The organism is Sphingomonas antarctica, assembly GCF_965137005.1.
GTDB classification, from domain to species: domain Bacteria; phylum Pseudomonadota; class Alphaproteobacteria; order Sphingomonadales; family Sphingomonadaceae; genus Sphingomonas_O; species Sphingomonas_O antarctica.
This window is the reverse complement of record NZ_CBCRXM010000005.1, coordinates 124,531-148,057: the sequence shown is the minus strand read 5'-3', so window position 1 is coordinate 148,057 and position 23,527 is coordinate 124,531. Positions and strand designations below refer to the sequence as shown.

The 23,527-nt window shown below is 64.7% G+C and carries 26 protein-coding genes and 1 tRNA gene; 11 read left to right on the top strand and 16 right to left on the bottom strand.

The features are described from left to right. Position 1: 1 nt before the first annotated feature. Both ACM9ME_RS07690 and ACM9ME_RS07685 read right to left on the bottom strand, forming a co-directional pair. Positions 2–862, bottom strand: coding sequence for a polysaccharide deacetylase family protein (locus tag ACM9ME_RS07690; protein ID WP_415642867.1), 861 nt, complete (start codon positions 860–862; stop codon positions 2–4). After that, on the bottom strand, positions 859–1,521 hold the full coding sequence (locus ACM9ME_RS07685) for an isochorismatase family protein (RefSeq protein WP_415642866.1): 663 nt from the start codon (positions 1,519–1,521) through the stop codon (positions 859–861). Before ACM9ME_RS07685 ends, ACM9ME_RS07690 begins: the two co-directional genes overlap by 4 nt. A gap of 78 nt (positions 1,522–1,599) precedes the next feature. Between ACM9ME_RS07685 and ACM9ME_RS07680 the strand changes: the two genes are divergently transcribed. The 9 genes from ACM9ME_RS07680 to ACM9ME_RS07640 all read left to right on the top strand — a co-directional run bounded on the left by ACM9ME_RS07680 (position 1,600) and on the right by ACM9ME_RS07640 (position 13,087). After that, positions 1,600–2,877 (top strand): alpha/beta hydrolase, encoded by a 1,278-nt coding sequence (locus ACM9ME_RS07680; protein WP_415642865.1) that lies wholly within the window; start codon positions 1,600–1,602, stop codon positions 2,875–2,877. 2 nt (positions 2,878–2,879) lie between these two features. Next, positions 2,880–3,368: a DUF3598 domain-containing protein gene (locus ACM9ME_RS07675; RefSeq protein WP_415642864.1), complete on the top strand. Its 489-nt coding sequence runs from the start codon at positions 2,880–2,882 to the stop codon at positions 3,366–3,368. After that, a complete protein-coding gene (locus tag ACM9ME_RS07670; RefSeq protein ID WP_415642927.1) occupies positions 3,361–4,716 on the top strand; it encodes a 3-isopropylmalate dehydratase large subunit in 1,356 nt (451 codons plus the stop codon). Before ACM9ME_RS07675 ends, ACM9ME_RS07670 begins: the two co-directional genes overlap by 8 nt. Beyond that, the gene (leuD, locus tag ACM9ME_RS07665; RefSeq protein ID WP_415642863.1) at positions 4,713–5,312 is read left to right on the top strand and encodes a 3-isopropylmalate dehydratase small subunit; all 600 of its coding nucleotides are present in this window, start codon (positions 4,713–4,715) and stop codon (positions 5,310–5,312) included. The genes ACM9ME_RS07670 and leuD overlap by 4 nt, the downstream gene beginning before the upstream one ends. Next, complete coding sequence (locus ACM9ME_RS07660) at positions 5,309–6,217, top strand: hydroxymethylglutaryl-CoA lyase (RefSeq protein ID WP_415642862.1); 909 nt, start codon at positions 5,309–5,311, stop codon at positions 6,215–6,217. The genes leuD and ACM9ME_RS07660 overlap by 4 nt, the downstream gene beginning before the upstream one ends. Continuing rightward, complete coding sequence (locus ACM9ME_RS07655; protein WP_415642861.1) at positions 6,217–7,311, top strand: CaiB/BaiF CoA transferase family protein; 1,095 nt, start codon at positions 6,217–6,219, stop codon at positions 7,309–7,311. Before ACM9ME_RS07660 ends, ACM9ME_RS07655 begins: the two co-directional genes overlap by 1 nt. Before the next feature lie 86 nt (positions 7,312–7,397). Continuing rightward, the gene (locus ACM9ME_RS07650; protein ID WP_415642860.1) at positions 7,398–8,408 is read left to right on the top strand and encodes a Vgb family protein; all 1,011 of its coding nucleotides are present in this window, start codon (positions 7,398–7,400) and stop codon (positions 8,406–8,408) included. A 178-nt stretch (positions 8,409–8,586) separates the two neighbouring features. Beyond that, positions 8,587–9,573 (top strand): ribosome small subunit-dependent GTPase A, encoded by a 987-nt coding sequence (gene rsgA, locus ACM9ME_RS07645; protein WP_415642859.1) that lies wholly within the window; start codon positions 8,587–8,589, stop codon positions 9,571–9,573. Between the two features lie 91 nt (positions 9,574–9,664). Next, on the top strand, positions 9,665–13,087 hold the full coding sequence (locus tag ACM9ME_RS07640; protein ID WP_415642858.1) for an amidohydrolase family protein: 3,423 nt from the start codon (positions 9,665–9,667) through the stop codon (positions 13,085–13,087). 40 nt (positions 13,088–13,127) lie between these two features. On the opposite strand, the gene ACM9ME_RS07635 is transcribed toward ACM9ME_RS07640, so the two are convergent. The 3 genes from ACM9ME_RS07635 to ACM9ME_RS07625 are packed head-to-tail and all read right to left on the bottom strand — an operon-like array spanning position 13,128 to position 16,040. After that, on the bottom strand, positions 13,128–14,354 hold the full coding sequence (locus tag ACM9ME_RS07635) for an NAD(P)/FAD-dependent oxidoreductase (protein ID WP_415642857.1): 1,227 nt from the start codon (positions 14,352–14,354) through the stop codon (positions 13,128–13,130). Positions 14,355–14,369: 15 nt separating this feature from the next. Continuing rightward, positions 14,370–15,389 (bottom strand): tRNA preQ1(34) S-adenosylmethionine ribosyltransferase-isomerase QueA, encoded by a 1,020-nt coding sequence (queA, locus tag ACM9ME_RS07630; RefSeq protein WP_415642856.1) that lies wholly within the window; start codon positions 15,387–15,389, stop codon positions 14,370–14,372. Continuing rightward, positions 15,390–16,040 (bottom strand): peptidylprolyl isomerase, encoded by a 651-nt coding sequence (locus ACM9ME_RS07625; RefSeq protein ID WP_415642855.1) that lies wholly within the window; start codon positions 16,038–16,040, stop codon positions 15,390–15,392. 144 nt (positions 16,041–16,184) lie between these two features. On the opposite strand from ACM9ME_RS07625, the gene ACM9ME_RS07620 reads away from it, so the two are divergent. Further along, a tRNA-Val gene (locus ACM9ME_RS07620) sits at positions 16,185–16,260 on the top strand. Between the two features lie 100 nt (positions 16,261–16,360). Here ACM9ME_RS07620 and ACM9ME_RS07615 read toward each other — a convergent pair. Together ACM9ME_RS07615 and ACM9ME_RS07610 are read right to left on the bottom strand one after the other, a co-directional pair. Then, positions 16,361–16,900, bottom strand: a complete 540-nt coding sequence (locus ACM9ME_RS07615) for a hypothetical protein (RefSeq protein ID WP_415642854.1) — start codon at positions 16,898–16,900, stop codon at positions 16,361–16,363. Then, positions 16,901–17,464, bottom strand: a complete 564-nt coding sequence (locus tag ACM9ME_RS07610; RefSeq protein WP_415642853.1) for a helix-turn-helix domain-containing protein — start codon at positions 17,462–17,464, stop codon at positions 16,901–16,903. It abuts the gene before it with no gap. A 91-nt stretch (positions 17,465–17,555) separates the two neighbouring features. On the opposite strand from ACM9ME_RS07610, the gene ACM9ME_RS07605 reads away from it, so the two are divergent. Next, entirely contained in the window at positions 17,556–18,041 is a 486-nt protein-coding gene (locus ACM9ME_RS07605) for a DUF6456 domain-containing protein (protein ID WP_415642852.1), read from the top strand. Here ACM9ME_RS07605 and ACM9ME_RS07600 read toward each other — a convergent pair. The 9 genes from ACM9ME_RS07600 to rpsH all read right to left on the bottom strand — a co-directional run bounded on the left by ACM9ME_RS07600 (position 18,031) and on the right by rpsH (position 23,523). Beyond that, a complete protein-coding gene (locus tag ACM9ME_RS07600) occupies positions 18,031–18,603 on the bottom strand; it encodes a DUF4287 domain-containing protein (protein WP_415642851.1) in 573 nt (190 codons plus the stop codon). The two genes, ACM9ME_RS07605 and ACM9ME_RS07600, sit on opposite strands and share 11 nt — an antisense overlap. 3 nt (positions 18,604–18,606) lie before the next feature. After that, positions 18,607–19,251, bottom strand: coding sequence for an adenylate kinase (locus ACM9ME_RS07595; protein ID WP_415642850.1), 645 nt, complete (start codon positions 19,249–19,251; stop codon positions 18,607–18,609). After that, entirely contained in the window at positions 19,248–20,615 is a 1,368-nt protein-coding gene (secY, locus tag ACM9ME_RS07590) for a preprotein translocase subunit SecY (RefSeq protein ID WP_415642849.1), read from the bottom strand. The genes ACM9ME_RS07595 and secY overlap by 4 nt, the downstream gene beginning before the upstream one ends. A gap of 70 nt (positions 20,616–20,685) precedes the next feature. Next, positions 20,686–21,240 carry a 50S ribosomal protein L15 gene (gene rplO / locus ACM9ME_RS07585; RefSeq protein WP_415642848.1) on the bottom strand — a complete coding sequence of 185 codons (555 nt, stop codon included), beginning with the start codon at positions 21,238–21,240 and terminating at the stop codon, positions 20,686–20,688. A gap of 68 nt (positions 21,241–21,308) precedes the next feature. Beyond that, entirely contained in the window at positions 21,309–21,485 is a 177-nt protein-coding gene (gene rpmD / locus ACM9ME_RS07580; protein WP_415642847.1) for a 50S ribosomal protein L30, read from the bottom strand. Between the two features lie 5 nt (positions 21,486–21,490). Next, entirely contained in the window at positions 21,491–22,240 is a 750-nt protein-coding gene (gene rpsE, locus ACM9ME_RS07575; protein ID WP_415642846.1) for a 30S ribosomal protein S5, read from the bottom strand. Next, a complete protein-coding gene (gene rplR / locus ACM9ME_RS07570; protein WP_415642845.1) occupies positions 22,241–22,594 on the bottom strand; it encodes a 50S ribosomal protein L18 in 354 nt (117 codons plus the stop codon). Then, positions 22,594–23,127: a 50S ribosomal protein L6 gene (rplF, locus tag ACM9ME_RS07565; protein ID WP_415642844.1), complete on the bottom strand. Its 534-nt coding sequence runs from the start codon at positions 23,125–23,127 to the stop codon at positions 22,594–22,596. The genes rplR and rplF overlap by 1 nt, the downstream gene beginning before the upstream one ends. Then, the gene (gene rpsH / locus ACM9ME_RS07560; protein WP_415642843.1) at positions 23,128–23,523 is read right to left on the bottom strand and encodes a 30S ribosomal protein S8; all 396 of its coding nucleotides are present in this window, start codon (positions 23,521–23,523) and stop codon (positions 23,128–23,130) included. Positions 23,524–23,527: the final 4 nt, after the last annotated feature.

Below are 23,527 nucleotides of genomic sequence, written 5' to 3'. Positions count from 1 at the left end.
GTCATTGTTGGGCCCTCCATGCATCGGCGATCTCGCCCGCAGTCGTCGCCCACGCCCGTCCGTCCGCGGCTATTTCATGGAGCGCCTCGGCAAACGGGCCGATGCGATGCGGCTGGCCGATCAGATAGGCGTGCAGCGGAATACACATCACCGTGCCGCCCTCGTCCGCCAGCCGGCGGAACTGGCGCACCAGCGTGTCGGCATAATCGCGCGGGCTCATATTATAGACGAAGAAACCGTAATGGTCGTTCACCTCGAGACTGTACGGCATCGAAATCAGGTCGCCGGACTTCGTGGCGATGCGCGTCGGCTGATCGTCGTGATACAGGTCGCAGGTGTAATCCAAGCCGTATTCGGCGATCAGATTGAGGGTATTTTCGGTGTGCGTCAGCGCGGGTGCGAGCCAGCCGCGGATCTTCTGGTCGGTCGCATCACGGACGGTGCGGATCGAATCCTCGATGATCGCGCGTTCCTGCGCTTCGGACATGTCGTACGCGTAGCGGGTGTTATAGATGCCATGGCTGAAATACTCCCAGCCTCGCGCGACGCCATCGGCGACGACAGCCGGGTGATGCTGGCACAGCGCGACCGACAGGCTGACCGAACCCGGAAAGCCGTGGCGCGTCATCACGTCGGCCATGCGCCAGTGCGACACGCGGTTGCTGTGATCGCGGTGGCTATAGCCGACGACATCGGGATGCGGTTTGGTCCACGCCTTGCGCCGCGGGTGCGCGGGCGGATCAATCTCGTAATATTCGAGGTTGGGCGCGACCCACACCGCGACTTGTTTGCCGCCGGGCCAGGTGATCCGTGGCCGGTCGCGATAAGGCGAGAAAGCATACAGGTCCGGGTCGGATTTCACCGGGCCTCCATCCAGTCGATCACCACTTGGACCGGCTCGACATCCGCATATTTCAACTGAAGATCGGTCAGGTTCGCGAAATGATAGCTCTCATGCTTGTCGGCGACACATTCGATCGGGACGATCGTGCGGTAACCGTGACTCACGCTGTCGATTGCCGTCGCCCGAACGCAGCCCGATGTGCTGCCGCCGGTGACGATCACCGTGTCGACCTTGTGCCACACCAGCCACGACGCCAGCGGCGTCTCGAAGAACGCCGACGGCATGCGTTTGGTGTAGATCGCATCCTGCGTCTTATCGATCTCGCAGCGCGGGTCGAAATCCCAGCGCTCGGAGCCGATTTGAATATTTTGCAGGCTGTCGGGCGTGTTCGTCCGCGTCCCCCACACGCCGGCATCCTCGCCACCCGCCATATAGCCGACATGCGTCCAGATGACCGGCATGCCCTTGGCACGAGCGAGGCGGCTGATCGTGTTGACATGCTCGATCTGACGCGGGTCGGTTTCGTAAGCCGTCTTGAAGGCATGGATGTCGGTATAAGCCCGCTGGAAATCGACGTTCACGATCGCCAGCTTTTCGCCCATGCCGAATTTGGCGCGCGCGGGATTGGCCATCGTGTCGTCGAAAATCTGGCGTGCCGTGCGGTCATCGGCGATCATGCGGGTTCCAAGCATATTGTGACTGTGCCGCGACGATTTGGGGTTGTCGAGATGAATTTGTCCGGACAAATTAGCGGTATGCAGATTACACGCCATTTCGTCGATGTCGGCACCCGCCGCGTCCATTACCGGCGCTGTGGCGACGGACCGCCGCTGATCATGATTCATCAAAGCCCGCGCTCCTCGGCCGAATATGCGCCGTTGATGCGCCAATGGGGCACGCAGTTCACCTGCCTTGCGCTCGATACTCCGGGGTTCGGACAATCCGATGCGCTGCCCGGCACCCCCGATATCGACGATTTCGCCGATGCCTTGGTCGCGACCCTCGACGCGCTGGGTCTCGACAAGGTCGCCGCCTACGGCTTCCATTCGGGCGGGATCATCCTGGTCGCGGCGCTGAAGCGGCACCCCGACCGGTTCCACGGTCTTGCAGTCGGCGGCTATGCGGTTTGGACGGACGATGAAATGCGGGTGTTCGCCGAATCCTATCTGCCGCCATTCCAGCCCACCGCTTATGGCGAGCATTTGACCTGGCTGTGGAACCGCATCCTCGAACAGAGCTGGGTCTTTCCGTGGTTTGACGTGCGCGATGCGACGCGGTTGAGCGGGGCTCATGACGATCCGGTGAAGGTGAACGACACGGTGATGGACATGCTCGCGGCGGGAGATGCTTATCGCGCCGGCTATGGTGCCGTGCTCAGCGCGCCGCGCGATGTCCCAACACCCGACAGCGTGACGCCGCCGGTTTTGATCACCGCTTATGATGGCGATCCGCTGCAGGCGCATATCGATCGACTGGGCCTGCTCCCGGCGTCCTGGCTCGCGCGCAAGGTCGCGACCCCGGCGGACCAGCAAGCGGCCAGCTTAGCCTTCCTCGCCGAACTGGCGCAGGGATCGTGTCCCGTCCTCGCACAAGCGGAGGACGAAGGGTTTGTGACCGTCACCACCACTGACTTTGACGGCCAGTTGCACTGGCGGGGCGCGCATGTCGATTTGCCAGGCTTTGGACTGTCGGACGATTGGCCGGGTACCGCGCCTGAGACATGGGCACCGTGGCAAGCGGTAATCGATGCGCTTGACCGACCGGTCACGCTCGAACCGTTACCCAGAGGCGGTCCGGACAAGCTCTATCCCGATTTCACCCCCGACCGCTTTGGCAGTCATCTGGCGCGTGCGTGGGGTATCGCCCGCGCCCGCGCACTGTTCGATCCGTGGTATGCCGCTAATGCACGACATGAGCGCCCGATCGATGCCGCGACACTCGACCCCGACGCGCTGGCCCGCGACACTCTATCCATTCTGCGGGCACACGCGGCGAAAGCCTTTCATATTGCCAGACAACAGGGAGGATGCTGACCATGGGAATTCGCGAGGACATGCCACTGCTCGCGCGGCACGAAGGCGTGTGGGACGGCATCTACACCTATTTCAACGCTGCGAATGAGAAGATCGACGAGCACAAATCGCGCTTGTTCTGCCGCTTTCCGGACAGTGGCCCGCATCTCTATCACCAGACCAATTATTACACCTGGGCCGACGGGCGCACCGAGGTCCGCGAATTTCCCGCCGAATATCGCGACAAGCGCGTGTGGTGGGACAATGATCTGATCAAGGGTTGGGCCGCCGAAGTGCCGCTCGACGAATATAACCGTACGGTAATGCTGTATTGGCAGCGACAGGGCGATCCCTCGCTATATCTCTATGAACAGATCCAGATTGCCGACGACGGTCATAATCGCTGTCGCACCTGGCACTGGATTCGCAACGGGATGCTGGAGACGCGCACGGCTATTCAGGAAAAGTTCGTGACGCGCGACTGGCGGTCGCTGGAGGGACAAACTGGCTAAAACCCTGTTCGCCAAGATCTGGGATGCGCACGTCGTCGCCGATCTGGGCGACGGCGCGGCGCTGCTCGCCATTGATCGGGTGTTCCTTCACGAACGCACCGGGGCGGCGGCACTCAAGTCGATGGCGGCGGCAGGGCGCAGCGTCGCCGACCCGGCGCGCGTGTTTGCGGTGATGGACCATATCGTCTCGACGCGAGACCGTTCGGGCGACGCGACCGAAGTCCCGGGCGGCAGCGCGTTCATCACCGAAACGCGGGCTGCGGCAGAGACGGCAGGCATCACCTTGTTCGACGTCGATGACCCCGATCAGGGCATTACGCATGTCATTTCGCCCGAACTCGGCATCGTGCTGCCCGGCCTGACGCTGGTCGCGCCCGACAGCCACACCTGTACGCAGGGCGCGTTCGGGGCGTTCGCGTGGGGCATCGGCAGCAGCGAAGCCGAGCATGCTATGGTCACCGGCACGCTCCGGATACAGCGGCCGCGTACAATGCGGATCACCTTCACCGGCGCGCTGCAGCCCGGGGTCACCGCCAAGGACATGGCGCTTTTTCTGCTCACCAAGCACGGTGCGGGCGGCGGATCGGGCCATGTCGTCGAGTTCGCCGGCGAGGCGGTGTCGGCGCTCGACATGGAAGCGCGCATGACCCTGTGCAACATGGCGACCGAATTCGCCGCAGTCGGCGCGATCATGGCGCCTGACACTGTGGCATGCGACTATCTCGCGGGGAGACGTTACGCGCCCGATCCGCTGCCCGACTGGTCGGATTTATACAGCGACGCCGATGCGCAGTTCGACACCGAGATCGTCATCGACGCCAACGGCATCGCACCGATGGTCAGCTGGGGCACCAGCCCCGAACACAGCATCCCGATCGATGCGATCGTGCCACACGGACCGGGGCGTGCACACGATTATGTCGGCCTGACGCCGGGCGACCGGATCGAGCATACGCCAATCGCTGCGGCGTTTCTCGGCAGCTGCACCAATGCGCGCCTGTCCGATCTGCGCGCCGCTGCAACCATTCTCGACGGCAAACATATCGCAGCGGGTGTTGTCGCCTTGGCCGTGCCCGGCAGTCGCGCCGTCAAGCGTGCCGCCGAAGCCGAGGGGCTCGACAAGATCTTCACCCGCGCCGGTTTCGAATGGCGCGACAGCGGCTGTTCGCTGTGTTTCTATGCCGGCGGCGAAGGTTTTGCGCCCGGCAGCCGCGTGATCTCCTCCACCAACCGGAATTTTGAGGGGCGTCAGGGGCCGGGCATCCGCACGCATATCGCCAGTCCCGCAACCGTCGCCGCCAGCGCCATCGCCGGGGCCATCGCCGATCCGCGAAAAATCGCCGGATGACGCCGTTCACGCGCCTGACCTCGCTCGCTGCGCCGCTGCTCCGCGACAATATCGACACCGACACGATTATCCCGTCGCGTGAGATGAAGTCGACAGGGCGTACCGGCCTCGCCGACGGCCTGTTCGCGCCCTGGCGTTATCAACAAGGCCGTCAGCCGCATCCCGAATTCGTGCTCAATCGCCCCGAATTTGCCGATGCCCGGATTCTCGTCACCGGGGCCAATTTCGGCTGCGGGTCGAGCCGCGAACATGCGGTGTGGGCGCTAGCCGGATGGGGCATCCGCGCAGTGATTGCCGAAAGTTTTGCACCGATCTTTCGTAACAATTGTGTCCGCAACGGCCTGCTGCCCGTGGCGCTGGATGCGGCGGCGATTGCTGAAGTCGCCGGGCAAGAAGCGACCATCGACCTCTCCGCACAAAACGTCGGCGCGGTCGGCCAGGATTGGCCGTTCGAGATCGACGCCGAGTCCAAAACGATGCTGCTCGAAGGGTTGGAAGCGATCGACCTGACGCTCAAGCATCAAGCGGCCATCACATCATGGACTCAGCGCGACCGCATGGCGCGACCATGGGTCTATCTGGAGCACGCGTCATGATCCTGATCTCCGAAGTCGGTCCGCGCGACGGACTGCAATCGATCGATCGTGTCATGCCGACCGAAGCGAAAAAGCGCTGGATCGCAGCGGAGGCTGCCGCCGGCGTGCGCGAAATCGAAGTCGGCAGCTTCGTGCCACCGTCGCTTCTGCCGCAAATGGCCGACACCGCAGAAATCGTTGCCTTTGCCAAGACGCTGCCGGGCCTCAACGTCGTCGCCTTGGTGCCCAATGCCAAGGGCGCCGCACGCGCGGTCGCTGCCGGGGTCCACGGCATGTCGATCCCGTTTTCGATGTCCGAAACGCACAGCCTGAACAATGTGCGCAAATCACACACGGAGATGCTCGCCGAAATCGCCAAGGTCGCGGCGATGGCGCATGACGCTGGCGTGCACTTCGCGGTCGGCCTGTCCACCGCTTTCGGCTGCACGCTGGAAGGCGCGATCCCCGAGGAACAAGTGGTTCGCCTCGCCGCCGCCGCCTATGAAGCGGGTGTGCGCGAATTCAGCCTGAGCGACACAACCGGCTATGCCGATCCGGCGCAGGTCAGGCGGCTGGTGAGGAAGGTAAGGGACGCGGTCGGCGATGCGCTGACCACGCTGCATCTCCACAACACCCGCGGACTGGGTCTGGCCAACGCCTTGGCGGGTCTGGACGAGGGCATCACGACGCTCGATGCGTCGCTGGGCGGGCTGGGCGGTTGTCCGTTCGCGCCGGGCGCGTCGGGCAACATCGTTACCGAGGATCTGGCGTTCATGCTGCACGCGATGGGTTACGATACGGGAATCGAGCTCGACGCGCTGATGAAGGTGCGAGAGATCGTGGCCGAAGCGCTGCCCGGAGAGCCGCTCTATGGCTTCACGCCCGATGCCGGACTGCCGCTGGGGCTCGCGGACAGGGTCGGGTGATGACCGGACCGCTGGCCAATCTCAAAGTCGTCGAATTCACCCATATGGTCATGGGTCCGGCGGCGGGTGCGATCCTCGCCGCATTGGGCGCCGAGGTGACACGCGTCGAGCCTAAAGGCGGCGACCCCACGCGGCGGTTGATCGGGTCGGGCGCGGGCTATTTCCCGATGTACAACCGCCACAAATCGAGCCTGTTTCTCGATCTGAAGTCCCCCGGCGGCGTGGCCGAAGCCAAGGCGCTGACCGCGGATGCCGACATCGTCATCGAGAATTTCCGTCCTGGCGCGCTCGACCGGCTCGGGCTGGGATACGATGCGCTCGCTGCCGCCAATCCGCGCCTGATCTATTGCTCGCTCAAGGGGTTCCTGCCCGGCCCGTACGAAAATCGCACCGCGCTCGACGAAGTGGCGCAGATGATGGGCGGGCTCGCTTACATGACCGGCCCGCCGGGCCAGCCGCTGCGCGCCGGGGCAAGCGTCATCGACGTGTCCGGCGGCATGTTCGGGGTGATCGCCGTTCTCGCTGCGGTCGAAGATCGTCATCGCAGCGGCAAAGGCCAGAAAGTGTCGGCGGCACTGTTCGAAACCACGGTCTATCTGGTCGGCCAGCACATGGCGCAAATGGCCGTCACCGGACAGGCTGCAGCACCCATGCCGGCGCGTATATCCGCTTGGGCGATTTACGATGTCTTCGCGACCAAAGACGAACCGGTCTTTATCGGCGTCGTCAGCGACAAGCTGTGGGCGGACTTTTGTGCGCTGTTCGGCCTCGACGATTTGTGGAACGATCTGTCGCTCCGCACCAATAACGATCGGGTGGCGCGGCGTGACCAGCTTTTACCCCGAATTCGGGCGCTGGTCGCCGGCTATACGCGACAGGAGATCGTTGCGAAGCTCGACGGCACCGGAATTCCCTTTGCGCCGATTGCGCGGCCCGAAGACCTGTTCGCCGATCCCCATCTTGTCGCATCCGGGCAGCTCGAAAAAGTCGTCTTGCCGTCAGGCGATGCGACCTTTCTGCCGCGCTTGCCGATAAATTTCAGCGACCACGATCTGCAAAGCGGCGACGCCAAACTCGCCGCTGAACCCGGCTAGCCATAGATTATTGTCCCGATAGTCCCATCGCCGCCAAGTCTGAAAAAGCCATATCCGGCACCGTTGCCCGCCACTATCACAACGACATGGGGCGACGACAACGGCAGCGCTGGATCATCGCGTTGGTGGCGCTGTGCCTTTTGGCGACGCTCGCCTGGTTCGTGCAGACGCGCCTGCGTTACGATCGCCGCTTCACGGAGTTCGTGCTGCCCTCGCGCGCCGCGCGACCGACATTCATCACGGCGGGGCCTGATGGTGCCCTGTGGTTTACCGAAATGGCGGCCGCGCGCATCGGCAGGATCACGGCGGGCGGCGGCATCAGTGAATTTGCCCTGCCAACCGCGAACAGCGCCCCTTATTCGATCGCCGCGGGCCCCGACGGCAATTTGTGGTTTCTCGAATTCGACGGAGGGCGCGTCGGGCGCATCACGCCTGCGGGGCAAATCAGCGAGTTCGTCATTCCCGTTCGCGGCGCCCAGCCGGTCGGGATCGCGGCCGGGCGTGATGGCAAGATGTGGTTCACCGAGATCCGCAGCAACCGGGTGTGGCGGGTCGATAGCGCAGGGGCGATGCTGTCGTACGCGATCCCGACCCGCGCGGCGATGCCACGGATGATCGCCGCCGGCCCCGACGGCAATATGTGGTTCACCGAAGCCGCGCCGCACGCCAACGCGATCGGCCGGATAACGCCACAGGGCGTGGTCACCGAATTTCGCGTGCCGACGGCGAACGCGTCGTTCGGCTGCATCGCGGCTGGACACGATGGAGCCATGTGGTTCGCCGAGGAACTTGGCGAGCGCGCCGGTCGTGTGACGATGGCTGGCGTCATGACCGAATATGCCGTCGGCGCGCCCGGGTCGCTGCCGACCTGCATCGCCGCGGCTCCCGATGGGGCGATGTACATGAATGAGGGTTACGGCAACCGCATCCTGCGGATCGCGGCGGATGGTACGGCGACCGCTTATCGCATCCCCCGGCCCGGGCATCCCTATGGCATCGCGGCGGCGCGAGACGGCACGATCTGGTATACCGATCAGCATCGCGGCGTGATCGGCCGTTTCGATCCTGGCGTCGGCCGATGGACCGGCGCGCGATAGTGTTTACGGGCGGTGGATTGCTCGAACTGTGCGGATATGGGCCGGCTGCCTGGAGCCGGTCAGTCGCGATTGTCCAGCATGGCATCTCGCGGGGAGTTCGGACCACGCGCCGATGTGCCTGACGCGTAAAACTGCTAGCCCGGTCGCGAAGAAAGCCCTTGCCGCCCCAGATATGACGATGATTGACGAAACCTTGGATGATCTGGGCTGGACCGCTTTCTTCAAAGCGCAGGTGACGGATGAGGAATTGCAGCACAGCCATCCTGTCCGGGTCATGGCCGTCCATCGTGGCAAGATCGCCGTGACTGGCGCGGGGGTCCAGCATTCGATCTCCCCCCATATTCCCGGCGCGTTGCCGTCGGACGATCATCCCACGGTGGGCGACTGGCTGATGGTCGATAACATGACGCTTCAGCCGACCCGCGTTCTGCAAAGGATGAACCTGTTCAAACGGCGCGCACCCGGCGATCCGCGCAAGGATCAGATGATCGCCGCCAACGTCGACACGCTGTTCATTGTCGCGTCCTGCAACCAGGATTTCAGCAGCGCACGGCTTGAGCGCTATCTGGTTTTGGCGCGCGAAGTGGGGGTGACGCCGGTGGTGGTGCTCACCAAGACCGACCTGACCGACACGCCGCAACAGTTCGCGGCGGCGGCGCGCGCGATCGAGCCCGGATTGCGTGTCGAAACGATCAATGGTCGCGATCCCGCCAGTGCCGTCGGTCTCGCGGTCTATTGCGGCAAGGGTAAAACCGTTGCGCTGCTCGGCTCTTCGGGCGTCGGTAAATCGACGTTGGTCAACACGTTGCGCGGGTCGGACAGCATCGCCACTCAGGCGATCCGCGCCAGCGACGATACCGGCCGTCACACGACCACCGTGCGCGAAATGCACCGGCTCGATCAAGGCGGCTGGCTGCTCGACACTCCCGGCATGCGCGAGTTGCAACTGTCCGACGCGGGAAGCGGCATTGCGGAGGTGTTCGACGACTTTATTCAGGTCGCGCAGGAGTGTCGCTTTTCCAACTGCGCGCATCACAGTGAGCCCGGCTGCGCGGTTCAGGCCGCTATTGCCGCCGGGACGTTGACGCCGGACCGCCTCGATCGCTGGCACCAACTGGCCGCGGCGGACGTGGTCGCGCCCGTCTACCGGAGGCGTCGCCGGTAACGTTCTTGCACCGTGTGCGGCGACCGACATGCCGATTTCGAGAGTGACCCGCCCAACGCATCGGCTAAACGCGTCGGAAAGGGAGCCCGTCATGACCTATCGCGCCACCACCGCTATCGCGCTTTGCCTGTGCGCCGCCCAGTTGAGCGCGCAAGCGACGGCACCCGCCGGCGACAAGCCAGTCCAGGAAACGCAGGCACCCGAAAATCAGGCAACCAGGCCCGACGATGCAGCGGCAGTCCTGCCCCCCGCCGCGCCACCCGCAACGCCCGCGCCATCGGCAAACGCCATGCCGGCGCCCGCTGCCAGCGCCAAGCCGGCCAAGTGGGACGTCAACGCGCCTCCGGGCATGCGCACGCACATGATCGGCATCGACGTCACCGAAGGCAGCTGGATGAACGTCGATGCGTCACCCGACGGGCGGACGATCGCGTTCGACATGCTCGGCGACATCTACACCATGCCCATCACCGGCGGCACGCCGACGCGCATCGCCGAAGGTCTGGCCTATGAGCACCAGCCGCGCTTCTCGCCCGACGGACGACGGATCGCCTTCACATCGGATCGCGGCGGCGGCGACAATATCTGGGTGATGAACGTCGATGGCAGCGACAAGCGCCAGGTCACCAAGGAAGATTTCCGCCTCCTCAATCAGCCGTCGTGGAGCCCCGATGGACGCTTCATCGTCGCCAAGAAGCATTTCACCACGGGGCGCAGCCTCGGCACCGGCGAAGTGTGGATCTACCACGTCTCGGGCGGCGGCGGCGTGCAATTGGTCAAGCGGGCCAGCGAACAGCTGCAAAAGGAACTCGGCGAACCAATCTATGCCGCCGACGGCAGGAGCATCTATTACACGCGCAACGTCACGCCCGGGCCGATCTTCGAATACGCGCAGAATTCGCGCACCGATCTGTTCGACATCGAACGTTACGACATCGCCAGCGGCGAGGTCGAAACCGCGGTGAGCGGTGTCGGCGGTTCGGTCCGCCCGACGCCGAGCCGCGACGGCAAGCGCATCGCGTTCGTCCGCCGCGAGAACAACCAGACCAAATTATGGGTCAAGGATTTCGCCACGGGTGTCGAGCGCGTAATCTACGAAGCGCTCGACCGCGATGTTCAGGAAACCTGGGCGATCACCGGCCTGTACCCGAACATGGCGTGGACCGCCGACGATAAGGGCTTGGTGTTCTGGGCGGGCGGCAAATTGCGCCGCGTCGGCGCGGACGGCAGCGGCGCGACCGAAATTCCGTTCCACGTCGCCGATACGCGCGTCGTGATCGACGCCACCCACCCGGTCGTCGAGGTTTCGCCCGACCGCATCCAGACCAAGATGCCGCGCTGGGCCAGCGTCTCGCCCGATGGCCGTCAGATCGTGTTCGAAACGCTGGGCCGGTTGTGGATCAAGCCGGCGACGGGCGGCGAAGCGCATCGCCTGACCCGCGGCGCCGAAATGGAATTATGGCCGAGCTGGTCGCGAGACGGGCGTCAGATCGTGTTTGTCGGCTGGACCGATGCGGGCCTCGGCCAGATCAAAATCGTCGGCGCGGGCGGCGGCGCGCCCCGCACCGTCACATCGGTCGCCGGACATTATGCCCGTCCGCGCTTCTCCCCCGACGCGCGGACCATCGCTTTCGAACAGAGTGAGGGTGGCGGGCTGACCGCATCGCGCGGCAATCCGGGCTCGGGCGCTTACCGCGTTGCGGCTGCTGGCGGCGCACCGGTGCGGATCGCCAAAGATGCCGCCGAACCGCAATTCGGCGCGAGCAACGACCGCGTGTTCCTGCTGACCAATGACAAGGGCAAGCGCCAGTTGGTCAGCACCGACCTTAATGGCGAAGCACAGCGCGTTCACGCCACCGGCGAATTGGTCAACGATTACCAGATTTCGCCCACGGGCGATTACGTGGCGTTCCGCCAGAATTATCAGGCTTTCGTCATGCCACTGATGCCCGGCAAACAGGCGGTCGATGCCGATAAAAAGGGTGGCCCGCTGCCAGTGACACAGGTCAGCGCCGAAGGCGCCGATTTCATCAACTGGTCTGATGGCGGCAAGCGCATCCACTGGAGCATGGGGCCAACGCTTTATTCGGCGGACACGGCCGCCTTGTTCGCCGCCGGACCAATCGGAGAAAATGCGCCGAAATTCATCACCCCGCGCACCGGTGTGTCACTGTCGATGAATGTGCCTGCCTCGAAACCGACCGGCACGGTGGCGCTGACCGGCGCACGCGTCGTGACGATGAGCCGTCCTGATGGCGGCATCGTAGACGACGCGACGATCCTGATCCGCGGCGAACGCATCGTCGCGGTCGGACCCCGCAGCAGCGTCACGATCCCCGCCGGTGCAGTCACCGTCGATGTCGCCGGCAAGACGATCATCCCCGGCCTGATCGATGCGCATGCGCACGGATCGCAGGGCGAAGACGGCTTGATCCCGGAGCAGAACTGGAACGCGATGGCCAATCTCGCCTTCGGCACCACGACCGTGCACGATCCGTCGGCCAGCTCGCAGGAAATCTTCCCGGCGGCGGAGATGCAGCGCGCGGGCATGCGCCTCCAACCGCGCACTTTCTCGACGGGTGAGATCATTTACGGTGCCAAGGCGGCGGGCGTCTATGCCGAGATCAACAGCTATGACGACGCGCTCGCCGACGTGCGGCGGTTGAAGTCGCAGGGCGCGCACAGCGTCAAGAACTACAACCAGCCGCGCCGCGAACAGCGCCAGATGGTCGTGGCCGCAGCGCAGGCCGAAGACATGGAGGTCGTACCCGAAGGCGGTTCGCTGTTCACGATGGATGTGACGTTGGTGCAGGACGGCAATTCGACGCTCGAACACAATATCCCGCTCGAGCATTTCTATGCCGACCTGGTGCAATTCTGGACACAGACCAAAACCAATTACACGCCGACTCTGGTTGTCACCTATGCCGGACCGGCGGGCGATCCCTATTGGCGCGCGCATACCGACGTGTGGCGCCAGCCGCTGCTGATCCGGCATGCCCCGCCCGCCGCGCTCGCCGCCCAGAACGCGCGGCGCGAACTCGCGCCCGAAGAAGACTATGTCGACGCCGCCAGCGCGCGCGAGGCCAAGAAGCTGATGGACAAAGGCGTGCAGGTGTCGATCGGCGCGCATGGCCAGCAACCCGGGCTCGGCGCACATTGGGAAATGTGGAGCTTCGTGCGCGGCGGCTGGTCGCCCATCGAGGCCCTTCGCGCCGCGACGATCATGCCCGCGACCTCGCTCGGTTACATCAAGGATATCGGTTCGCTGGAGGTCGGCAAGCTCGCCGATCTGGTGGTGCTCGATGCCGATCCGACGACGAACATCCGCAACACCGAAAAGGTGCATCAGGTGATGCTCGGCGGACGCCTCTACGATGCGGCCACGCTCAACGAAGTCGCGACGGGGACATTCAAGCGGCAACCCTATTGGTGGGAAGGCGCCAATGGCGGACGGAGCACCGGCGTTGCCCTCACCACCGGCCACGGCGCGGGAAATGCGGATCAGGATTAGGGTGAGGTCCGGGTCCCGCGAAACGTTGCGCGGCCCGGACCTAAGCCAGCGTTTTCAACGGCACATCGGCATCGGCCAATCTGTCCTGCGCGATCACTGCGCCGGTCACCACCAACGCCTTGCCCTGAACATAATCCTTTACGCTGTTCACACAGTCGAGCGCGATAACGCGTCCTTCGCGCAAATAGATCAACGACCAGCTGCGCGATGCGGGATCGCCGCGGATCACGGTCGCGTCATATCCCGACGACAGGCCGACCGTCTGCAACCGCAGATCATATTGGTTCGACCAGAACCACGGCACCGCGTGATACGGTACCGCTTCACCGTTCGCGATCAGCTTGGCGACGGTGTTCGCCTGGTCGTTGGCATTCTGCACCGATTCGAGGCGGATGACCGCCCCCCGCGCGAAATCATTGGCATGCGCCGCACAGTCGCCGATCGCGAACACGTCGGGCAGGCTGGTCCGGCACAAGGCATCGACATCGACCCCGTTCGAACATGCCGCACCCGCCGCGCGCAGCGGCTCGATCGCCGGGATGATGCCGATGCCGACGATGACCATGTCGCAGCCCAACGGCTCGCCATCCGCCAAATGAACCCCGGCGGCGCGGCCATTCGCGACCTCGATATGATCGACCGACACGCCCAACCGGACATCGACGCCGTGCGCGCGATGCTCGGCCTCGTAGAACCGCGACAGCGGCTCGCCGGCCACCCGCGCGAGGATCCGGTCGAGCGCCTCGAGCAACGTGACGCGCTTGCCCAGCTTGACCAGCACCGCCGCCGCCTCGAGCCCGATATAGCCGCCGCCGACGACCACCGCATGCTCGACCGTGGCCAGCTCCGCCATCATCCGGTCGACATCGCCGCGTGTGCGCACCGTGTGCACCCCGCTCGCGTCATGCCCGTCGCATGACAGGCGACGCGGCGCGCCCCCCGCTGCCCAGATCAGCTTGCCGTATTGGACGGTCTGCCCGTCCGACAACGCGACCTCATGCGCCTCCGAACGAACCGTTTCGACGCGCTTGTCCGTCAAAAACACGATGTCCCGCTCGGCCCAAAACGCCGCGGGCCGGATCAACAGTCGCTCGAACGGCTTTTCGCCCGCCAGATAATCCTTCGACAGCGGCGGCCGCTCATACGGAAGTTCTGGCTCCTCGCCGACGATGCCGATGGTCCCGGAAAATTTCGCCTGGCGCAGCGCTATCGCCGCCTGCGCTCCGCCATGGCCCGCGCCGACAATCAGGACATCAAAAGCGGTCATCGTTCCTCCGGGTCATCACGGCAAAAGCAAGGATGCGTCTCCGTAGGAATAAAACCGGTATTTGTCGCCAATCGCGTGCGCATAGGCCGCCTGCATCCGCTCCAGCCCCATCAGCGCCGAGACCAGCATGAACAGCGTGCTTTTGGGCAGATGGAAATTGGTGATCAGCCCGTCGATCGCTTTGAACCCATAACCCGGCGTGATGAAAATCGCGGTGTCGCCTTCGAACGCCTGAATCCCGCTGTCGCCCGCCGCGCTTTCGAGCAAACGCAGCGACGTCGTACCGACCGCAATCACCCGCCCGCCCCTGGCGCGGACGGCGTTAAGTCGCGTGGCGGTGGCGGCGTCCATCCGACCCCATTCGGCGTGCATCCGGTGCTCGATCGTATCATCGACCTTGACCGGCAGGAACGTCCCCGCCCCGACATGCAATGTCAGCGTCTCGTGCGCGATCCCCGCCGCCGCGAACCGTGCCATGAGTTCGGGCGTAAAATGCAGCGCGGCGGTCGGCGCCGCGACCGCGCCGGGCTCGGTCGCGAACATCGTCTGGTAATCCACCGCGTCGCGCGCGTCGGTCGGCCGTTTGCCGGCGATATAGGGCGGCAACGGCATCCGCCCGGCGCGCTCCAGCAGCAGTTCGACCGGCTCGCCGCCGGCAAAGCTCAACACCCAGCTGCCATCCTCGCCGCGCGCGGACGCGGTGGCGAAAACCGCATTGCCGAAATCGACAATGTCCCCGTCGTGCAACCGTTTGGCGTTGCGAATGAAGGCGCGCCAGTCGCGCGGCCCTTCGCGCTTGTGCAAGGTCGCGCCGATCCGCGCATTTCCGCGCGTGCCTTCGAGCTGGGCGGGAATGACGCGCGTATCGTTGAACACCAGGCAATCACCCGCGCGGAGCAGGTCGGGCAAATCGCTGACGACCGCGTCCGTCAACCCGTCGCCGACCACCAGCAACCGCGCGGCATCGCGCGGGTTCGCCGGGCGAAGCGCGATCCGGTCGTCGGGCAAATGGAAGTCGAAAAGCTCGGTGCGCACTTACTTTGCGGGTGCGGGCGCCGGTACCGGATCGGCCGGCGCAGGTGTCGCCGCGGCCGCTGCGGGCGCCACAACGGGCAGTGGAATGCGCGGGGCATTGGCACCATCCGCTTCGATCCATGTCCGGACGATGGTCGAAGGGTTGGCAGGCGGTTCGCCCCGCGCCACCGCATCGACGAAGTTCATGCCCTGCGTCACGCGTCCGAACACGGTGTATTTGCCGTCGAGGCGCATCACCGGCAGCAACACGACGAAGAACTGGCTGTTGGCGCTGTCGTTCGACTGCGCGCGCGCCATCGCCGCCGCGCCGCGCACATGCGGCAGGTCGTTGAACTCGGCCTTCAGATCGGGGAGCGACGATCCGCCCTCGCCAGTCCCCTTGGGATCGCCGGTCTGCGCCATGAACCCTTCGATCACGCGATGGAATTTCAGCCCGTCGTAAAACCCCGCGCGAGTCAGCATCTTGATCCGCGCGACATGGTTGGGCGCCTTGTCCGGGCGCAGCTGGATCACGACATCGCCGCCGGTCGACAGCGTCAGATGCCACAGATTATCGGGCGTGGCGGGCGGCGTGACCGCACTCGCGGGGACGACCGGAGCCGCCGGCTTCTTCTTGGCTTCCGCCGTTCCAGCCAAGGCCACCAGTGCCATTGCCGCCCACATTAATCGCATTCGTCGAAGCTCCACCCGCAAAGCGCGCGCCGTGCCGCACAGACGCTGTCATTCGGCTGAACCGCCTAGGGCTGGCGCGCGGCGCTGGCAATGGCGCGCCAGCCTTGTATAGGCTTGCTGCGAGGGCGATTAGCTCAGTTGGTAGAGCGCCTCCCTTACACGGAGGATGTCGGCGGTTCGAGCCCGTCATCGCCCACCACATGATCGTCGAGACGCTTAGCGACGCTAAGCGCCCGAACGACATGTGCGGCCGGCGGGCCATCGGCCCGACCGACGACGTGGCTTCGCCACCGCGCCGCTCACCAAAACACCCACCATAACCCCGCAACCAGCCCCACCAAGAGCACGAAGCTCTTCTTTGCCACACCTTTCGGCCCTGCCTCCTCCTGCCCGTTATAGCGATACACCGTGCGATAATATGGTGGCACGGCCAGCCCCAAACCGCTCGACACCGCGTTCCACTCGCCCTGTTCCAGCAATTGCACACTGGTGAAGAATGGCCGCCTCCGTCCCGGCGAATAGGACAATGCAACCCGCGCTTGCCCCGTAATCAGCCCTTCGAACGCCCGCCGCGCGCGGTTCCAGATTGCGACGCGTTCGATGTCGTGAAAATTGGCGGACCAGTCACGCTGGCCGAACCGCACCGAATTCTCCGCCAGCGAAAACCACAGGTCGAGCGCCAGCCCGCGCTGCGGCGCGATCTCGCAATAGAGATCGTAACTCGGGTCCTCGACCCATTCGACGCGCAGGTGATGGCGCTCGGCCAGGGCATAGATGAACCGCCGCGTCTCGCCGACGACGTCGAACCCCGCCAACCGGTCGGCAAATTTCTCGTCCACTTACAATGCCCGCACCAGAACCCGCGCCACCGCTGCCCAGGCCGGCTCGCTGACCACCTGCTGTCGCCCGCCCGCGCCCAAGGGCAACACCTGCAGCCGTTCCCCCTCGCGCCCGATCAGCCGCCCGAAAATGAACCGCCCGCCCGGTCGCGGCAACAACACATCGCGGTTGAGCAACCCCGCAAACCCGTCGGGCGCAACCCGGTCGCACCACAGCACATCACCGCTGCGGTACTCGCCGACGCTGGTCTCGACCTGCACCGCGACCATCCCGGAACCCGGCTGCGGCGCGGCGGCGACGCTGGCGTGACGCGGCGCGTGCACCCCGTCGTGGCCGAGGATTGCGGCAACGGGCAGATCGGCGGTTTCGGGCAATTCGACCAGATCCTTGGCGGTCGTGCCGAGTGCGTCGGCGATCCGGTTGAGCCACCCGACCGACACCGTGCGGGTGCCGGTTTCCAGCCGTCCGACGGTTTGCGCGGTCGTCGGCGGCGCACACGCCGCGGCCACGTCGGCGAGCGTCATACCCTTGGCGCGGCGGACTTCACGAATACGCGTGATCATGTTTCGCGAACCTCGTTGGTAAAAAACACCTGTCCTACACCCAACCGAATCTGACAAGAGGCGATTCGCAATCAGGTAAAGGAGAGACGTCATGCGCGATCTGGTCGAAGTCGGAGTGGAGACGAATGGAGCGCCCGCGATACTCGCCGCAATGCGTCGCGCGAGCCGCAAGACGCGCGGGCGCAGCGTCACCGTCAACCGCGCCGAATCCCCCTTGTCGTGGTTGCGCGCGCGGGACTTGATCGACGCGCGTAGTTTCGAGGCGGGTGAGCGGCTGCGCGCCGATTACGAACGCGCCGCCCTGGCTCCGGGCGTCACGATGCGCTGGGATCCGGCCCGCGCCAAATCGACCGGCGGCGGGGACCCGACCACGCTGCAAATCGATGCGCGTGTCCGCTTCGACCGCGCCATCGACCGTGTTGGCCCCGGCCTGTCGGATGTGCTGTGGCGCGTGGTGTGCGCCTGCGAGCCGCTTCCCGCCGCCGAACGCGCGCTCGGCTGGCCGACGCGCAGCGGGCGGCTCGTCCTGACCCTCGCGCTCGACCGGCTGGCCGATGCCTATGGACTCAGCCGTTGAGACTCGCCTGGCGAAACAAGTCTTGCGCCTCGTCGTCGAACGCCGCGGCGTCGGGCAACAGGATCGTCGCGGTCAGCCGCTCGGACCAGCTTTCGGCGCGCACCGGTGCTATCAGGCGAGGGGACAACGCAGGGTCGAGCTTCAGGCCCAACAGCGCACCCTTGCCCTTGACCGGCCGCATCGCCGCAAACTGCACATCGCGTGAAAACGCGGTGAAGCTCTTGCGCTGGCCGACGACGATTGGGCCTAAACTTTCACTAAACTTCCGCACGGACTCGAGGGTCTCCCGCGCCTCCGGATCGCGCCACAACGCGTCGCGCAGCGCTCCGGCATCGTCCGCTTCGGGAAACGCCTCGTGCAACACGAACATCGCAGAATTCTGGAGCAAGCCGTGCTCCGCCTTCAGCCAGTCGCGCCGTGCATTCGGCTTGTCGTGCGGACAGGTCTTGGCAATCGCGACCCATTGGTCGAGCGTCTTGCCGGTTCGCGTTTCGAGCGACGCTTTCACACTCGCGAACCATTTCTGCTGACGTTCGGTCAGATGGGCGAGGTCGGAGGGCATCGGCTAGCCGAGAATGCGCCCGATCGCGGCGCTGACCGTATCCATGTCGGCCATGCCGTCGATCCGCGTCACCAATCCGCGCGCGTCATAGATTGGCAGGATCGGCGCGGTCTTGGCGCGATATTCGGCCATGCGCGTGCGTACCGTCTCCGCATTGTCGTCGGGACGGCGCTTGAACTCGGTCGCGCCGCATACGTCGCACACACCGGCAACCTTGGGCTGGTGGTGGCGGTCGTGATAGCCCGTGCCGCACTTGGCGCAGGTGTAGCGCCCGGTGATCCGATCGACCAACGCGTCCTCATCCACCTCAAGTTCAATGACATGGTCGAGCGTGCGCCCCCGCGCGTCGAGAATGCGGTCGAGCGATGCAGCCTGCGCTGCCGTGCGCGGATAGCCGTCGAAGATCGCGCCCTGATCGGCGGGCATGGTGTCGAGCTTCTCGCCGATCAACGCATCGACGATATCGTCGCTGACCAGTTCGCCCGCATCCATCACCGCCGCGACGCGCGCACCCAGTTCGGTGCCCGACGTCCGCGCCGCGCGCAGCATGTCGCCGGTCGACAGCTGCGCCATGCCGCGCCCTTCGACCAGCCGCTGCGCCTGCGTCCCCTTCCCCGCTCCGGGCGGCCCGAGCAGGATCAGGTTCATCGCGCGCGCGCACCCTTCAACTTCGACTTCTTGATCAGGTCACCGTACTGATGCGCCAGCAAATGGCTCTGGATCTGCGTCACCGTGTCCATCGTCACGTTGACGACGATCAACAGGCTGGTCCCGCCGAGCGTCACCGACAGGCCGAACTTCGCCGCCGCGAACTCGGGCACCAGACAGATCAGCGCCAGATATGCCGCACCGATCACCGTGATGCGCGTGAGCACATAATCGAGATAGGTCTCGGTCGCCTTGCCCGGACGGATGCCCGGGATGAAGCCGCCATGACGCTTCAAATTCTCGGCGGTCTCTTCCGGATTGAACACAACCGCGGTGTAGAAGAACGAGAAGAAGATAATCCCGGCGGCGTACAGCGCGATGTACAGCGGCGAACCATGCTGTAGCGACGTCGTCACGCCAAGCACGAAATCGCCCCAGCTGCTTTCACCGGCAACACGGTTGCCCGCAAACTGCGCAATCGTCAGCGGCATCAGCAACAGCGAAGACGCGAAGATCGGCGGAATCACGCCCGACGTGTTGATCTTCAACGGCAGGAAGCTCTTGTCGCCCTGCTGCATACCGCGCGCAGTCTGGCGCTTGGGATATTGGATCAGCACGCGTCGCTGAGCGCGTTCCATGAAGCAAATACCCGCGATCAGCCCAAGCACCACCGCCGTCGTCGCGACGATCAGCAACGGGGACACCGCGCCGGTGCGGCCGCTCTCAAACAGCTGGACCAGCACGACGGGAAGCCGGCTGACGATGCCCGCCATGATGATCAGCGACGCACCGTTGCCGATGCCGCGGCTGGTGATCTGTTCGCCGATCCACATCAGGAACATCGTGCCGCCGACCAGGCTGACCATGCAGGTCACCCGGAACAGCAGACCGGGTTCGACCACCGCCGAAATGCCCGATGTCGCGCCCCAATTCTCGAGACCGACGGCGATGAAATAACCCTGGATCGCGGTGAGGAACACCGTGCCGTAGCGCGTATATTGGTTGAGCTTCTTGCGCCCGCTCTCGCCTTCCTTCTTGATGGCGGCGAGCTTGGGGCTGAGCGAGGTCGCCAGCTGCACGACGATGGACGCGGTGATGTAGGGCATGATGCCCAGCGCGATCACCGACATGCGTTCGAGCGCGCCACCCGAGAAATTGTTGAAGAAGTCGAGCACGCCGCCCTTGGTGCCCGCGTACAATGTCGCCAGCGCGCGCGGATCGACGCCCGGCAACGGCACGTGGCTGAGGAAGCGGAATACGATCAGCGCACCGATCGTGAACCACAACCTTTTCTTCAGATCGGTCGCCTGGGCGAAATTCGCCAGGCTGATGCTGGATGCCATACGGTCGGCGGCGGATGCCATAGTCGCTCTAATTCCTGAATGCCCGCAGCGTCATATAGGTGCGCGGCGCGCTATGTCACCCGTTGGCCGTTCAGGCGCGTGCGGCAGCCTTCTTGGCTTCCTTGTCCGCAGCCTTCACCTTTTGCACCGTGCGGTGCTTGGCCTTGGCCTTGTCGGCAGCGGCGACGACTTCGATCACTTCGACAGAACCACCGGCTTTTTCGATGGTTTCGCGCGCACCCTTGGAGATGCCGGCGACCTTGAAGCTCAGCTGCGACGAGAACGCGCCCTTGCCCAGCAAGCGCACACCGTCCTTGCCGCCGCGGCCGATGCCCGCAGCCTTCATGGCTTCATGATCGATCACGCCGTTCGACGACAGCGTTCCCGCATCGACCAGCTTCTGGATCGCACCGAGGTTCACCTCGGCATAATCCTTGGCGAAGATGTTGTTGAAGCCACGCTTCGGCAGCCGCATGTGCAGCGGCATCTGGCCGCCCTCGAAACCCTTGATGGCGACGCCCGAACGGCTGGTCTGGCCCTTCTGGCCGCGACCGGCGGTCTTGCCTTTGCCCGAGCCGATGCCGCGGGCGACGCGCATGCGGCTCTTGCGAGCACCGGCGTTGTCGGAAATTTCGTTCAGTTTCATGTCAGTGCACTCGCTTTCGCTTTTGTCGCGCTTTGAAAGTTTAGTCGAAGTTTAGCCCTGAATCGGGTCTAGCTAACGACTTCGACCATATGCCGCACCTTGCGGATCATGCCCTGAACTTCGGGGCTGTCGGTCAGCTCCGAAACCTTGTGCATCTTGTTAAGTCCGAGACCTTTCAGGGTCGCGCGCTGATCGTCGGTGCGGCGGATCGGCGAACCGGTCTGCTTGATCTTGATGGTTGCCACGTCGATTACTCCGTGATCGCTTCGGCATCGGCTTCGGCGGTCTTGGAACCACCACGGCCGAGCAGGTCGACGATCTTCTTGCCGCGACGCTGCGCCACGCTTTTGGGTGAGGTCTGCTCGCCCAGCGCTTCGAAGGTCGCCCGGATCATGTTGTACGGGTTCGACGTGCCGACCGACTTGGTCACCACATCGGCCACGCCCAGCGATTCGAAGATGGCGCGCATCGGGCCACCGGCGATGATACCGGTTCCCTGCGGCGCCGAACGCAGCGTCACGCGACCGGCACCGAAGTGACCATTGCCGTCATGATGCAACGTGCGCCCGTCCTTCAGAGGAACGCGAACCATCGCCTTCTTGGCCGCAGCGGTCGCCTTCGAAATGGCTTCGGGCACTTCGCGCGCCTTGCCATGACCGAAGCCGGCACGACCCTTGCCGTCGCCGACGACGACGAGCGCGGCAAAGCCGAAGCGCTTGCCGCCTTTGACCGTCTTCGAGACGCGGTTGATGTGGACCAGCTTTTCGATCAGCTCTTCGCCGCCATCGTCGCGGGGACCACCGCCATCGCGACGCGCACGATTGCGATCGTTGCCGCCACGATTGCCACCGGGACCACCGCCGCGATTGCCGCCGGGGCCACCACGACCGCCGCCGCCGCTACGCGGACCACGACCGGGACCACCGCCGCCCGGACCCGACTGGGCGGGCGCGGCAGGTGCTTCGGCCGGAGCCGCCTGAATTTCGGTTTCGTCAGCCATTTAAAACTCCAATCCGCCTTCGCGGGCGCCATCGGCCAGCGCCTTGACGCGGCCGTGGAACAGGAAACCACCACGGTCGAACACGACCGCGGTCACGCCGGCAGCCTTGGCCCGCTCGGCGAGCGTCTTGCCGACCGCCGTCGCCGCGGCCGCGGTGGCGCCGGTCGTGCTGCGCGCGTCCTTTTCGAGGGTCGAGGCCGAAGCAACGGTCTTGCCCGCCGCATCGTCGATCACCTGCGCATAGATATGCCGGCCCGAACGATGCACCGACAGGCGCGCACGCCCACCGGCACGAGCGGCGAGTGCCGTGCGCACGCGTTGGCGGCGCTTGGCGAAAAGCGACAGCTTGGCCATTACTTTTTCTTACCTTCTTTGCGGAAGATGATCTCGCCCGCATATTTGATACCCTTGCCCTTATAGGGTTCGGGCTTGCGCCAGCGGCGAATTTCGGCAGCGAACTGGCCGACCTTCTGCTTGTCCGCACCGGTGATTTCGACCGTGGTCTGATCCGGCGTCTTCACGTCCACGCCCTCGGGAATGTCCATGTCGACGTCATGCGAATAGCCGAGCTGAAGCTTCAGCTTGCGGCCCTGCGCATTGGCACGATAGCCGACGCCGGTGATCTCAAGACGCTTGTTGAAGCCCTCGGTCACGCCCGTCACCAAATTCTGCACTAGCGTCCGCTGCATGCCCCAAAAGGCACGCGCTTGCTTGGTGTCGTTGGCCGGCTGCACCGAAATGCCGTCCGCTTCGATATCGTATTTGATCTCGTCACGCATAGCGAGGCTGAGCGTGCCCTTGGGCCCCTTCACCGACAGCGTGCTGCCTTCGGTCGTCGCCGTGACGCCCGAAGGCATCGCGACCGGCCGTTTTCCGATCCGGCTCATTTAGAATACCTCCGCGAGCACTTCGCCGCCGACATTCTGGTCACGTGCCTCGGCATCCGAGAGCACGCCCTTCGGCGTCGAGACGATGGTGATACCCAGGCCGTTGCGTACGCGCGGCAGCTCGGTGCTTCCCGAATAGACACGGCGGCCCGGCTTCGAGACGCGCGCGACGTGCTGGATCGCGGGACGGCCCTCGAAATACTTCAGTTCGATGCGAATGCCGTCATGTCCGGCCAGCTCTTCCGAGGAATAGCCGCGGATATAGCCTTCGCGCTGAAGCACATCGAGCACGCGCTGGCGCAGCTTGGAGGCCGGCGTCATGACGCTGTCCTTCTTCGCCTGCTGCCCGTTGCGGATGCGGGTGAGCATATCGCCCAGGGGATCGGTCAATGCCATCTGT